Source organism: Fodinicola acaciae (genome assembly GCF_010993745.1).
GTDB lineage: Bacteria > Actinomycetota > Actinomycetes > Mycobacteriales > HKI-0501 > Fodinicola > Fodinicola acaciae.
The window spans coordinates 2968923-2981809 of sequence record NZ_WOTN01000001.1 but is presented as its reverse complement, the minus strand read 5'-3'; the positions used below and the strand labels follow the sequence as shown (position 1 = coordinate 2981809).

At 63.7% G+C, this 12887-nt stretch carries 14 protein-coding genes and 2 pseudogenes; 5 read left to right on the top strand and 11 right to left on the bottom strand.

Annotated features, from left to right (window positions below):
* Window positions 1-44: 44 nt before the first annotated feature.
* A complete protein-coding gene (locus GNX95_RS14075; protein ID WP_163507524.1) occupies window positions 45-1496 on the bottom strand; it encodes a DHA2 family efflux MFS transporter permease subunit in 1452 nt (483 codons plus the stop codon).
* Window positions 1497-1591: 95 nt separating this feature from the next.
* On the opposite strand from GNX95_RS14075, the gene GNX95_RS14070 reads away from it, so the two are divergent.
* Window positions 1592-2263 (top strand): TetR/AcrR family transcriptional regulator, encoded by a 672-nt coding sequence (locus GNX95_RS14070; protein WP_163507523.1) that lies wholly within the window; start codon window positions 1592-1594, stop codon window positions 2261-2263.
* Between the two features lie 628 nt (window positions 2264-2891).
* Here the strand turns inward: GNX95_RS14070 and GNX95_RS44600 are convergent.
* The 5 genes and pseudogenes from GNX95_RS44600 to GNX95_RS14040 all read right to left on the bottom strand — a co-directional run bounded on the left by GNX95_RS44600 (window position 2892) and on the right by GNX95_RS14040 (window position 6587).
* Window positions 2892-3131 (bottom strand): DUF4304 domain-containing protein, encoded by a 240-nt coding sequence (locus GNX95_RS44600; protein ID WP_484489525.1) that lies wholly within the window; start codon window positions 3129-3131, stop codon window positions 2892-2894.
* 164 nt (window positions 3132-3295) lie between these two features.
* Window positions 3296-3797 (bottom strand): annotated as a pseudogene (locus tag GNX95_RS43170) (transposase); the annotation flags it as partial.
* 64 nt (window positions 3798-3861) lie between these two features.
* Window positions 3862-5199, bottom strand: a complete 1338-nt coding sequence (locus tag GNX95_RS14050; protein ID WP_425483885.1) for an IS701 family transposase — start codon at window positions 5197-5199, stop codon at window positions 3862-3864.
* A gap of 113 nt (window positions 5200-5312) precedes the next feature.
* Window positions 5313-5510, bottom strand: coding sequence for a hypothetical protein (locus tag GNX95_RS14045; RefSeq protein ID WP_163507520.1), 198 nt, complete (start codon window positions 5508-5510; stop codon window positions 5313-5315).
* Between the two features lie 576 nt (window positions 5511-6086).
* Complete coding sequence (locus GNX95_RS14040) at window positions 6087-6587, bottom strand: MarR family winged helix-turn-helix transcriptional regulator (RefSeq protein WP_163507519.1); 501 nt, start codon at window positions 6585-6587, stop codon at window positions 6087-6089.
* A gap of 102 nt (window positions 6588-6689) precedes the next feature.
* Between GNX95_RS14040 and GNX95_RS14035 the strand changes: the two genes are divergently transcribed.
* On the top strand, window positions 6690-7073 hold the full coding sequence (locus tag GNX95_RS14035) for an antibiotic biosynthesis monooxygenase family protein (protein ID WP_163507518.1): 384 nt from the start codon (window positions 6690-6692) through the stop codon (window positions 7071-7073).
* A 355-nt stretch (window positions 7074-7428) separates the two neighbouring features.
* Here the strand turns inward: GNX95_RS14035 and GNX95_RS14030 are convergent, their stop codons facing one another.
* Complete coding sequence (locus GNX95_RS14030) at window positions 7429-7914, bottom strand: GNAT family N-acetyltransferase (RefSeq protein WP_163507517.1); 486 nt, start codon at window positions 7912-7914, stop codon at window positions 7429-7431.
* Window positions 7915-8365: 451 nt separating this feature from the next.
* Between GNX95_RS14030 and GNX95_RS14025 the strand changes: the two genes are divergently transcribed.
* Window positions 8366-8557: a hypothetical protein gene (locus tag GNX95_RS14025; RefSeq protein ID WP_163507516.1), complete on the top strand. Its 192-nt coding sequence runs from the start codon at window positions 8366-8368 to the stop codon at window positions 8555-8557.
* Window positions 8558-8707: 150 nt separating this feature from the next.
* A pseudogene (locus tag GNX95_RS44300) lies at window positions 8708-8959 on the top strand (hypothetical protein); the annotation flags it as partial.
* Window positions 8960-9020: 61 nt separating this feature from the next.
* Here GNX95_RS44300 and GNX95_RS43165 read toward each other — a convergent pair.
* The 3 genes from GNX95_RS43165 to GNX95_RS14010 are packed head-to-tail and all read right to left on the bottom strand — an operon-like array spanning window position 9021 to window position 10590.
* Window positions 9021-9536 carry a hypothetical protein gene (locus GNX95_RS43165; RefSeq protein ID WP_246281592.1) on the bottom strand — a complete coding sequence of 172 codons (516 nt, stop codon included), beginning with the start codon at window positions 9534-9536 and terminating at the stop codon, window positions 9021-9023.
* Window positions 9533-10021: a hypothetical protein gene (locus tag GNX95_RS14015; RefSeq protein ID WP_163507514.1), complete on the bottom strand. Its 489-nt coding sequence runs from the start codon at window positions 10019-10021 to the stop codon at window positions 9533-9535. Before GNX95_RS14015 ends, GNX95_RS43165 begins: the two co-directional genes overlap by 4 nt.
* A 47-nt stretch (window positions 10022-10068) precedes the next feature.
* Complete coding sequence (locus GNX95_RS14010; protein WP_163507513.1) at window positions 10069-10590, bottom strand: hypothetical protein; 522 nt, start codon at window positions 10588-10590, stop codon at window positions 10069-10071.
* A 382-nt stretch (window positions 10591-10972) separates the two neighbouring features.
* On the opposite strand from GNX95_RS14010, the gene GNX95_RS14005 reads away from it, so the two are divergent.
* Entirely contained in the window at window positions 10973-11320 is a 348-nt protein-coding gene (locus GNX95_RS14005; protein ID WP_163507512.1) for a hypothetical protein, read from the top strand.
* Window positions 11321-12219: 899 nt separating this feature from the next.
* On the opposite strand, the gene GNX95_RS14000 is transcribed toward GNX95_RS14005, so the two are convergent.
* On the bottom strand, window positions 12220-12849 hold the full coding sequence (locus GNX95_RS14000; RefSeq protein ID WP_163507511.1) for a TetR/AcrR family transcriptional regulator: 630 nt from the start codon (window positions 12847-12849) through the stop codon (window positions 12220-12222).
* Between the last annotated feature and the right edge of the window lie 38 nt (window positions 12850-12887).

The following is a 12887-nucleotide window of genomic DNA, read 5'->3' as shown; positions in this document are numbered from 1 at the left end:
AACTGACGGACTTCCCTGAAGTTTTCGTTTTCGCGCATGGAAATTTAATTGAACGTGTCGATGGCCCGCCGTTCGCGGGTTGGTCGCAACAGCCAGATCGCGGCGACGGCGGTGACGACGCTAAGGCAGGCAGCCAGGAGAAAACTGGCACCGTAGCCGTTGGTCAGCGACTCAATGTCGTGAGCGCCCATGTCGTGAGCACTGTCACCGCCGTTGGAAACGGACGCGGCGATGGTGCTGGTAACCGCGAGCCCGAGAGCGCCGCCGATCTGCTGGGTGGTGGTGAGTACGCCGGAGGCGAGACCGGCCTGACCGGGCGAGGTGCCCGACATGGCCGTGATGGTCAGACCGACCAGCGCGCAGCCCATGCCGACGCCGCACAGAATCGACGGGCCGAGTACGTCCAGGAGATAGCCGCCCTCTGGTCGTAAACGGCTGAACCACAGCAGACCGCAACCGAGGACACCAAGACCGGCGACCGTCACGTACTTCAGGTCGACGCGGTTGCCGATCCGTCCCGCCAGTTGCGAGGCCACGGTGATGCCGACGGTGAGCGGCAGGTATGCCAGACCAGTGAGGACCGCACTCAGGCGAAGCACCTCCTGCAAATAAAGGGAAATGAAATAGAACATCGCCAGCAGTGTCATGCTGAGCATGAAATTAAGAGCATTCGCCGCGCTCACCGATCGAATACCGAAAATCGAGAACGGCACGAGTGGATGCCGGCTCCGCGCTTCGACGACGATGAACGCCACCCCCAGGACGATCGCGACGCCGACGCGTACGAAGAAGTCCGATGAAGCCCAGCCCAGCCGCGGTATGTCGACAAGTGCCCAGACAAGGACGCCGAGGCAGCCGGTGACCAGCACCGCGCCGACGACATCGATGCGATCACGGCCGGTTGTGGCGACAGCCGGGAGCACGATCGGCGCCAGGGCGATGACGGCGACCCCAACCGGGACGTTGATGAACAGCACCCAACGCCAGCCGAGCCCACTGGTGATCACACCGCCCAGCAACACACCGAACGCGCCGCCGGCGCCAACCGCCGCGCCCCACACGCCCATGGCGCGGTCCCGCGCCTTACCTTCGACAAATATGGTGCTCAGCAGCGAAAGAGCCGCTGGTGACGTGATCGCCGCACCCAAACCCTGGGCAGCGCGAGCCCCGAACAACCAGGCCGACGACTGCGCGAAACCTCCCGCCAGGGAGGCCATTGTGAACAGGGCGAGGCCGATGACGAACATCCGTCGCCGGCCCAGAAGATCGGCCAAGCGCCCGCCGAGCAACAGGAAACCGCCGAAGGCCAGAACGTAGGCGTTAACTGTCCACGACAGTTCCTCGTTCGACAGGTGTAGATCCGACCGCATACTCGGCAGCGCGATGTTCACGATGGAACTGTCGACCACCAGCACGAACTGCGCCGCGACCAAGAGCGGAAGCACACCCCAGCCAACAACGCCCGTGCGCGAGCGTACGACCGATGACACATCCATGCTCCAACCTCCCGCCGTACATTGAACGGACAATTTTTGTCCGCTAGAAAGGAGCCTAGTCGGACAAGTTCTGTCCGATCAAGTAGGCTGAGGCAATGGCAGGTCAGGGGGACGCCCGGTCCGAGTCTCGGCCGTTACGCGGCAGGGAAAAACAAGCGCGAGACAACGACCGGCAGATCCTCGTCGCCGCCGCGGAGGTGCTGGCGGTCAACCCAGACGCGCCGATGTCGGAGATCGCGGCACGTGCACGTGTCGGGCAGGGGTCGCTCTATCGGCGTTATCGCGACCGCAACGAGCTTCTCCGCGACCTGTGCGCCACGGGAATGCGGGAGGCGGCCGACCTCGCCAGTTCCGCGCGGGAATCGGTCCGCCAGCTGGGATCGGACGGTTTCGTTCGTTTCATGCACAGTTATCTGGACTCGCCGGCGAGCATGCTTCTCGTGCTCGCGGGGCGAGTCGATCCCGACGACGAACTCATCACACTCGCCGACGACGTGCACGATGCCATCGACAAGGTCATCGCGGAGAGCCGGCGCCATGGCTGCCTGCGGGCCGGGATCACGGCGCTCGACCTCGAGTTGCTGATCACCCAGCTCGCTCGCCGCCCTCTGCTGGGCAACCCCACACGTGACCGCGAACTCGCCCATCGATACCTGGACCTCGCACTACACGGGCTGGTGCAGACCGGCGGGCCAGTTACCGGCGATGCACCCAGCCGCGAGGAAAACCTCACCCAATGGCGGACGCGCGCTCCGATCAGGAAATAGGGCACCGCGCGAAGTTCTGGGCCAGGATCTTGTCCGACCTGCGCGCCGCTGGGTCACCGCCGGCCGTAGGCAGACGTCCACGAGGACCAGAAAGAGCGAGGCCACGCCGATGACGACGAACGCTGGGATGCCAGGTTCCAGGCCAAGGACATGGGCCAGGAACAGAGCGGCGACGGCATACAGCCCTCCGAGCCCGATCTTCGCCTTCATCGAGGTGGTGACATACCAGCGACCGACTGCCAGGACCACAATGACGCCACCGGCGGCGGGTGGGAACGTGTCCGGTCATGCCTGGGAGGACCAGCTTGCTGACGTCCTTGATGGGGTTGTTGGCGTCCAGGATGATGAAGAGCCGCAGTAGACAATCCTGATGACGTAGTGAACTGGAAGAGTGCGGGGTGGGATGCGCTAGTCCCGGTTTACTGTTCGGAAGGGTTTGGTCATAGAAGAAGTCACGGTCGAGCAGATTGGTGAGATAGGAGCGAATTCTGCAAGCCATTCCCCTGCTAATTGGGATACCTCACGTGCGTTCTGCGGGTCTGTGATCTCCCACCACGCGGCCGGGAAGTCGGGCGCTTGGGGGTCTGGAGGGGCGTGGATCTCCTGCCGTATCGCGCCGTCCACGTCGCTAATGGTGCTGGGCCGCACGGTATCCCATCGCGATTGACCTCCATTCCTGCTCGGGTTCGAGCACCAGGCCAGTTCGGAGGAAGAACCGATAGCAGTCCGCGTTGGATCCACGGTTGGACCGCACATGGACGACGGCCGTGTCGCCAGCCTCGGACTGCTTGCGGTAGAGGCGACCTGACTTGCGGTAACCCAGTGGTTTCAGGATCGAAGTCACGACCTCGGAAACGGGGCGTGTCATAACAACTGTGTAAGTCGGAAGTGGACCAAGATCGACTCGCTGGTTGGCTGGTCGGGAGGGACACCGAGTGACTCAGAACACATCGTCTCGTGATCGGGACGAAGCGGCGGCTGCGCGGCCGACGGCGGCGTTCTCCGCTGACACTATCGACGCGCGTAGTGCGTTCTGGTGCTGGGATGTGAGTACGCCTTGTCTGCGAGCAAACGGAAATCGCCGCTTGGAAGCCCGACGGCCCGGCAGGTGGCGGTGTGATCGTCCAGCAGCGGGATCAGCTGCGGGTTGACAGTGGTGTCCGAGCGGGCGCCGGCCGCATGCTGATGAGCTCGCACGGACGTCGAGTCCACCGACAGCAGTTTCTCCACCAGCTCTTCCATCTCCTCGATCGTCGCCGGATCCAGGCCGGTCGCGGCTATCACCGCGGCGAACATCGCATCGTAGGTCCCATCAAATGACCAGCGGTGATGCCGTTTCCACACGGTCTTTCACGGACCGAAATCATCCGGCAAATCCCGCCACGGACAGCCCACCCGATACCGCCAGGCGATCCCCTCCAGCATCAACCGAGAATCCTTACACGGCCGACCCCGTAACCCCTCCCGAAGAGATCACGCCAGCCACGATCCCCCAGAACTCGTCCGAAATCGCACCATCCGCGTCACCACTCAATGATCATCGGACCAGGCGCCAATCTTTGGAGACACGCCCTAGTACTCCAGCCGCACTTCGTGATTTAGGCCTGTAGCGCCTGTTGTCGCTGGTAGTGGGCTTGCTTGGCGGTGGCTTGATGGTGTCGACGCCAGAGTGACCAATGGAGAACTTCGTTGACTGTTTGGCGGATGTGGATGACGAACGCGTTGAAGAGGCGGCGGATCTCGGCAAGTGTTAAGGGAATGACTGGCTTTCCGTTGACGATCGGCGACTGGGGAGCGGTTGCCGCGAGCGCGGTGAGGAATGCGTGCGCGAGCATGACCAGGACTGTCCATCGGTACCAGGAGATCCAGTGCCGGACCTGGTGGGCGTCCAGGCCGGTTTGCCCTTTACTGGTTTGGAAGTTCTCCTCTATTGGCCAACGCTGGCCGGCGACACCGACCAGAGTGGCCAGTTTGACCGGACGTGGTGAATAGCAGTGGTAGTAGGCCAGTTCCCCGGTGCTGATGCTGCGACGCACCAGCAGCCATTGGTGACCATCCTCGGCGGCGATGGGGACTCTGGCCCAGTCGTAGAGGCGCTGCCCTTTGGCGCCATCACCGGCCGAGTAGCGACCCCACCTGGAAGCGTCGAGGCCGGCGATCAGCGCGTCAGCGCGAACTCGCCGGCCATCTCCGGTATCTGCGTCAGTGGTCGGCACCAGATAGGAGCACGGCACGGCGAGCACGTAGCCGATCCGGGCCGCGGACAGGGTCTCACGCAGACCAGGATTTTGCCCGTACACCTCATCCGCTGTCGCCCATTTCGCCAGAACACCGGCATCCAGCGCGGCCAGGATCATCATCCTCGCCAGCTCCGGCTTGGTGGCGAACTCGATGTCCTCGGGAACCCCGGCGACAGCTCGACGGCCCTGGCAGCTGGGATCGTCGTCCATCCAGCTGCGCGGCAGATACAGTTCGCGATCGATGAAAGCGTGCCCACGTTTGGTGACGTAGCTGAGATAAACGGCGATCTGGCAGTTCTCGATCCGTCCCGCGGTGCCGGAGTACTGCCGCTGCACCCCGACTGTCTTATTGCCCTTCTTCAGATCTCCAGTCTCGTCAACGACCAGCACCGCGTCGGCATCAGCCAACCGGTCCACCACATAGGCACGCAGATCATCACGCACGCCATCCTGATCCCACGCCGCGTTGGCCAGCAGCCGTTGCATCCCATCCGGCCCCGTCTCACCTGCATGCTCGGCGATCGTCCAGCAGTTCTTCACGGGCATATCCGACAACAAACCAGCCAGGAACCGTTGGACCCTCAGACGAGGCTCCACCCGAAAGAACCGCGGCCCGATACTCGCGACCAGCTCATCGAACTCCGCCTGCCATCGGACCGGGTCCACCCCGTGTTCTACGCTGTGACCAGCGGCCACCGCAAAATCATTGGTTGTCTTCACAAACACTGCATGATCACGCGGTGGCCGCGCCATCTCACCACGCCACGCCGACGGCCCTCAAACCAAGATCACGAAGTGCGGCTGGAGTACTAGGTGATCCCGTGCGGCAGCCTGCGCGGTGCCGGCGTGGCGTGGCCCGCGGCGCGAAGGTTTTCCGACAGCCTCTCGATGTCCTTCGCGGTCCCCGGCGCGTACGCGTCATCGTTGTCTGGATCGCCGGCTGGCTCGGCGTCGCCGTAGCGGCCGTCATATGTCTTCATGCGCTCGGCGCGTTCTTCGTCGGTCATCTGTCGGCCTTTCCGGGTTCTCACGTGGTAAATGTGAGCGTACGCCTGGTTTGGATCATCGACGTTGTGATGGTCCAGACAGGAACTTCTCAGCCCGTTGAAGGCTCTGGCATCTCTCCGGTCACCAGGTAGACGACCCGGCGGGCGACCGACACGGCTGGTCGGCGAACCGCGTATAGAACCGGTCGAGCTCGGCGGCCATGAGTTGTCAGCCAGTGGGCACTCGACGTGCCGAGCGATGGTGATCGGCCAGAGACTCAAGCGGCCCGGCCGAATCCGCGGGTGCCGATGATGACCAACGCGGCGTGCGTGTACGGGTGGACCAGCTCGGCCCTCAGCTGGAGAGGCACACGAACGGCCGTCCCGATCACGGTCACGGTAGTGGAGCGCGGTCCCGTCGACCCGAGGTCACGAATGGCATGGGCCTCATGGTTTCAACGGGGAAGTGCGTGCCTGCTTTCGCGACCCAGGGGAGGGTGGCAGTACCTGGGAGGTGGTGAAGCTCTTTTTCCTGCCACGACACGGGTAGTGCTCACTCGTGGCGCCGTCGGCTCCGCCGTATCTGATGCGTTTGACCTACCGCTGTTTGCGTCGCGCGATTGGCGCGGTCGTAGGGGAAGGCTCGTCATTTTCCAGTCGAAGACAGAGTGCACTGAGCACGCGATCGGCCGTCTCAAGATCGGCGATCGTGATGTCAGCGCCCAGTTCGTTCGCCCATTTGGCTTGACGGCGGTCGATATTCGCGTACGCCGTTCGACCGGTCGAGGTCAACTGCACGACTGGCGAGCGGCGGTGATCGGCGTTGGGTAAGAGCTCGACAAGTTTCTGCTCGGCAAGGCGCCGTACTGTGGCGTGCACACTTTGCCTGGTCAAGCCCATGCGTCGAGCGATCTGCGCGACGGTAAGGGATCGGCCCGCCAAGGCGATCGCGCCGAGGACCTGCCAACGTGCGGGCGTGAGCGACTCGCGGCGCGCGATCCGATCACCTGCGGCCAGTATCAGCCCATGCGTACGGAACAGCGTCAGGACAAGGCGAGTGGTCGCCTCTCCTGCAGATGTCCGACTCGCATCGTCCACCGAGCCATCCTCGCACTTCGGGAAGCATATCGTCAAGGTCATGACAAATTGTCAGGGCGCTGACTATACTCATCCAGGATCGGGGCCGACTGAAGGAGCGTCATGATCACGTTGGATGGCTTCGATGGCGCGTTGCCGCTGCCCGCGCAACTCGATGCGCTTGACATCGATCAGCTCGGCGGAGCCGTGACCGTTGTCAACGTCTTCGTCGCGCCCGAAGGCAAAAAGGAGGAGGTGGTTGCCGCCTGGACCCTCGATGCCAAGATAATGCAAGCCCAGCAAGGCTACGTACGGGCACAGCTGTATTCTGCTCCCGGAGATAGCCCGGTCCTGGTCAACGTCGCGGTGTGGGAATCCGCGGCCGCGCTCGCGACAGCGATAAACAACATCGAGTTCCGGCAGACGTTGGCCCGCTATCCAGACGGCACGATTTCCCATCCGCAAATGGTGCAGCCGGTCGCGATTCCGGGTGTTTGTGGGACGTAACTCCACACAGGACGGGAAACCTGATGGGCCGACTGCCCACTGAGCCACGGCCACCCGGAGCAGCCGACCGTGACAGTGCAGACATCGGCCGCCCTCGACGGCATAGACGCATAGTGCAGTTGGTGGCACAGGCAGTTTGATCCACCACCAAAACTGCCATCAGCGATCCGCACGAGATCCGTACGATCTTCAATTTTCCGGCGCTCATCACCGACCGGTCGCTGCCCGCCACGCGCGACCACGGCCGCCGCTGGATCGGCGGTTCCGTCGGCCAATGGGTCGAGGAACTGACCGGCAACATGAATGGTCCAGCGCTTGGTAGCTGAGCGACTCTGACCGCACGGGAGGTTACTCGTTACAGCTTCTTGAAATAGCGAGCAACCGGCAGTTGAGTGAATCCGGCTTGTTCGTAGAGTCGGCGGGCAGGAGCGTGTCCGTCGTCGCCGCCGGTCTCCACCATCGCCACCCGCATGCCGCTGTTCTTGATCTGGTCCAGCGCGAAGGACGTCAACAAGCCTCCGACACCGGTGTGCTGGTGGCTGGGGTCGACGGCCAGCATCGAGATCTCGCCTATGCCAGCGTCGTGGTGTTGCGTGACGGCGACGAAGCCGATGACGGACGCATTGGCATCAGCGACCCACACCTGCTGGTCAGCCGAACGACACACATTGATCACAGCTTCCCGTTGACTGACGCGCCAGTCGGGGTGGAGCCGTGTATAGACGCCCGAGGATTCCAGGACCTTTGCCAGCGAAGCGAAGACCGGCGCCCAGGCGCGGAGCGACAGCGCGATCACCGCTTCCTGGTCACCATCGTCGAACGCCCGGATCACGGGTTGCATCCCGCCATGATGGCAGGCGGGGCGTGCCCGCGTGGGCGAGGGGGAGATCGAGGCGGTCCCACCTACCGGCCGTGTCTCTCGGTCCGTGTGCTCATCGCTAGCTCAAACTCCTGGACCGTCCGGCCAGTCTGGGAGGCCGATGATTGCGGGCCAGGGGGCTGTCGTCGTTACGAGGAAGCAACATCAGCGCCGGGATCGGGATCGCGGTGAGCAGAGCTGTCGGCGCGTACGAAATGACCAAACTGATCAGCAACGCGCGCGGGGCGAATGCCGAGCGGGGCGCTCCAGCGGCGACCGTTGTCGCCCGTGAGCGGCGTTGCGTCACGGCCTCGGGGACAGGCAGTTCGGCGTCACGAACTGCCGCCCAGATTTCGTCGTCGACACTTTGTCGCGGGTGAAAGCCTGTTGCTCTTCTCGCCGCGTCACCATACGGCTTCGAGGGGACGATCTAATGAGAAGTCTGCCGCGATCGGTCGTCGTCGCGCTGTCCGTGGCCGCGTTGCTGTTCGTGGTCCAGCAGAAGATCAACATGGCGCGCAGCACCGACGAGCCGACCTGGAGCGACTTCCGAGACGTCGTCAACACCGGCGTTGGTGACCGGCCCGGCATGCCAAACATTCGGTGGCTGCCGGGCGGCAGCTAATCATGAGCTACGAATACTGTGGGGCCGGCAACTGTGCGCCTATCGCGTCACCAGTTCCACCTTCGTCGCCGACGGTTGCACCGGGCTGGAGCAACCCGATTCGGGGGACTGCTGACAACGAGGGCGTGTTGCAGCTCGCCGCGGTCCGGGATGGTGAGAGTTGCCGGCAGCGTCGTCGGACATCCCGTGACCATGGTTTTTGGTAACGAACAACATGTTTTCTCTCGGTCAACCAGTGATTCGATCGAACATCGATGGTGGGATCCGGACACCGGCGACCATCATGACACGTGGGTGACCAGCGCCGCGGCCGCGGATCCAGCGGCACTCCTCGACGGCCAGCAACAACACATTTTCTGGACTGACACCAACGGATCCTTGCGGCACAAATGGTGGCAGCCCAGCAGGGAGCCAGGGAATCCGCGCCGTAGGAGGCGCGGATTCCCTGGACATGCCGCGTTCGTCAGGCCGCGTAGATCCGGAACGAATGGATCTTGTCATTCATGTCCGGTCCGACGTTGGGCACGTCGCCGAAGTACATCTTGCTGGTGCCGCCGTAGTTGTCACTGCTGTACGCCTCGGTGGTGTGGCAGTTGTTCCACACCCTGAAGGAGGAGATCACCTCGTTCCACGGCCAGCCGATGCTGGCGATGCCGTAGCCGGTGCTGTCGCAGGGACCGCCGTCGGCCCGGATCTCGGTGCTGCCGGGGCCGTAGTTCACCTGGTTGTAGAGCGTCATTATCAGCGTCTTGCCGCCGTCCGCGGCGGCCGCCCGCAGCCTGCCGGGGCTGTCGGCGCAGACGTACGACCTGACCCTGGAGGCGGCCTCGCCGGCTTTGATCGGCGCGATGGTGACCGAGCAATACGCGCCATGGCCGGCGGCGTGTGCCGGGGCCGCCATAGCCGCGTTCGCGCTGAGCGCGCAGATCCCCGCGACGGCCGCGCTGAGCAGCCGCCGACCGGTTGGGTTGGCGATCATTCCGATCCTCCGTCCACGACGTAGCGGAAAACGACCTTCACGAAGATCGTGCCGCCGCTGCGCGCGTTGAAGGTGCAGCCGCCGTTCGCCTGTTCGTTGGTGCCAATCGGGTTGCGCGGAAAGGTCCAGTGCCACCGGTAATCGAGTGGGATGTCACCGTGGTGGTCGTGCGCGTCGTGCGTCCCGTTGGCGAACTGGTCGATCGTGCAGGACATGTGGCCGGTGCCCGCTGCCTGCAGCGCACTGCTCATCGTGAACGAGAACGCGACCGGCAGCTCCTGCTGGCCGTTGGCCTGGTAGGAAACCTGCGCGGTGAATCGTCCGTTGTTGTCGGTCAGGTCGACGTTTGTGTTGTCCGGGTAGAAAATCTTGCTGCCGTAGTCGCCGGAAGCCGCCGCGGCCGGTGAAACCAGGCCGATGATCAGCGCCGCCGCCATCGCGAGCACCGACGTCACGCGCAGCAGGCGACCTTTCTTGTCCGTCATATGTTTCTCCTCAAAATGCGAAGGCTGTCGCCCTCGGGGCGGCCGGGTCAGGCCGGTGACCGGGTACGGAAGGAATTGATCTGGTCGTTCATCGCCGGACCGACGTTGGCGACATTGCCGTTGTAGGTCTGGCTGCGACCGCCGTAATTCGTACCGGTGTAGGCGGTGGTGGTATAACAGTCGTTCCACACCTTGAACGAGGAGATGGCGTTGCCCCAGGTGAATCCGAAGGGGCCGGCGCTGACGTCGGAGATGCCGTATCCCTGCCCGTCGCACGGCGCGCTGCCCTGCGCCCGAATGTCCGTGCTGTCGCCGTTGTAGTTGTCGTCCTTGTACCAGGTCATGATGAGGATCCGGGTGTCTTTCGCGGTCGCCGGACTCGCCGAGCATTCGCGTGAAACCACCTTGGAAGTGGACTCGCCGGCGGCGATCGGGGCGAGCACGATGGTGCAATGTTTGGTGGCGGTGGTGCTTGCCGACGCGGTGGCGGGTGAGGCGAGTCCACCGGCGGCAATCAGTGCGACGGTGCCGGCACCGACAAGCGCGATTGCGAAGCGCTTTCGTTGCATTGAGATTCCTTTCCGGAAATGATCCTTTGCCGGAAAGACGCTACCTACTTATGTAGATACGAACCAGGAACATTTGCTGGCAGTTCTTCCTGTTGCCAGTTTTTTCCCGGTGTAAGCCGAACGTTTCGATAGCATATAGCAAATTCAAACGTCAGGAGTTACGCTGCGTGATGACGGGTTGTCGAGGGTGGAACACTGTTCCTGATGTCGCTCCGCTCACGGCCGTCTAATCAGCGGTTCAGCTGCGGAAGGTCACAGCCGGCGACAGACACTGCCTGGCGTGCTGCCGCAGACGTAGAGCCGCGGCGGCGAAACAGGCCCGGCTCGGCCGCGAGCGACCCGGGTTGCCATCAAATGGCAAATGTCTGGACAGCCGCCGGGCGTGACCTATCAGATCGTCGCGTGGATGAATCGCTTTCGGGACACCGGCGCCCTACTGAATCTGGCCAAGACGGCTGGGGCCGCGCTGGATCCGTATTTTGCCGGCGTACCGTCGTCAATCTCGGACATCTGGAACTATCTGTGGGCGTACCGTGCCGACATCGTTTCCGCGAACCGGCGCGACATCGGATACGACAACCAGGCCGGTCGTGCCGCCCTGCGACACATGAAGGCAGGTTCGTCGTTGGACTGGAACCTGGTACGCCAGGTGAGCGGTTCGGTTCTCGATCGTCTGCCAGCCTGGCTGGCTGTGCGGCAGCGCCGATATACCCTGTCCGATCCTGGCTGACGGCGAGGACGACAACTGCGGCGTGTCCGGTGCCGGCGGTCTTTGTAGGTGTTGGTCGGGTAGACCGCAGCCGGCCGCCAAGATCAGCACCGTGGTGGCCACCGCCGACGTTGTCAATGTGCACGTTCTCATTCTGAGACGCTCCTCAACCAATACAGCCATGTCCGGCCGACGAATCGGCCCTTGTTCCGCCGCCCCGAATCGGCGCCTGCCGCGGCAGCGGGGACGACGTCGACTACGTACGCGGGTCTCTCGGTTTTCTCGTTCGCTGCCGTCAGAATGCTGATCGACCGCGCTAGCTTGGCGCTAGCGCGGACTGCGAACCGGCCGGCGCATCAAACGAGTTGGATGGGCAAGAGGATTTCTCCCAAGCCGAGTCAGGGTTGTTATGGTTGAAGTGATCATTTGCCGGCAAAAGGTTGTTCGCTCACTCGGCATGCACGTACGCAGCATTGAGGTGATGGACCTGCCGGACCGGTTCTCGCGGCGGGCACGAAGGACAAGCTCGGCGACCATTCCGCCGGCCATGACCTCAGCAATACACTCCGCTATCAGCTACGCGGCAAATTTTGGGAGAAGGTCGACCAAAGCGAGAACGCCGGTGTTGATGACTAGGCTTGGTGGACCGTGCCGTCGTCGCATACGGCGTACACCGTGATCCGCAAGGCGTTGCGGACATGGGTGGGAACACGTAACGCCGCTCGTACGAAACGCACATCATCGGGGTGGATGAGATCTGTCCGCCGACAGCTCCGTCAGCACCCACACTGGCCCGGGGGCGGGTGCAGGCCGTATGTCCCGCGCGCGAAAATGGGGGCTGGGCAAGCCCAGGTGGACCGGGTCCGCCGGTCGGCGATCGCGGATTCGATCGTGACCACCGGCCATTCCTCAGCGCGAGGTCACCGGCCGTACGCGCGCAGGAAAAGCTCGGCCGTGTCCTTGGCGATCGTCCGGATCTCGTCGTCGGTGAGTGGCTGACTGCCGTAAAGCGAGCGGACGCGAGCATGCGCGGCCAGCAGCGTGGTGAAGTGGCTGGCGGCCAATGCCGGGTCTGGTACGGCAAGGTCGCCACGTCGGTCGCAGGTGGCGAAGTAGTCGGCCATCGCATCGTCCAGATGCACTTGTGTGTCGTCGCCGTCGCGCCAATAGCGCTGCAGCTGCGGATGGTGCCCGTGCTCCGCGATGGTGAGGCGATGTAGTGCCGCGACCTCGGGGGCGAGGAGGGCACGTACCAACCGCTCGCCGGTCGCGGGCAGGTCGGCCGTCACGTCGCCGGTGTCGACGATGAGGCCGGCGCCGCCGTCGGCGCCAAGTCCGGCGGCCGCTCTGGCGTGATCGACCGCGGCCAGGAACAGTCCCTCCTTGCTGGCGAAATGCTTGTAGAGGGTCTCTTTGCCGACGCCGGCGCCGGTGGCGATCGCCGCCACGCTGGCCCGCGCGTAGCCGTCGCGGAGAAAGATCCGCGTCGCCGCTCGCAGGATCGCCTCGTGCTTGACCGACGACCGTCGATCCGTGTCGCGCACCGCCATGCCGGCAGCCTAACAGTTGTTCGAACCGAACCGTTCGG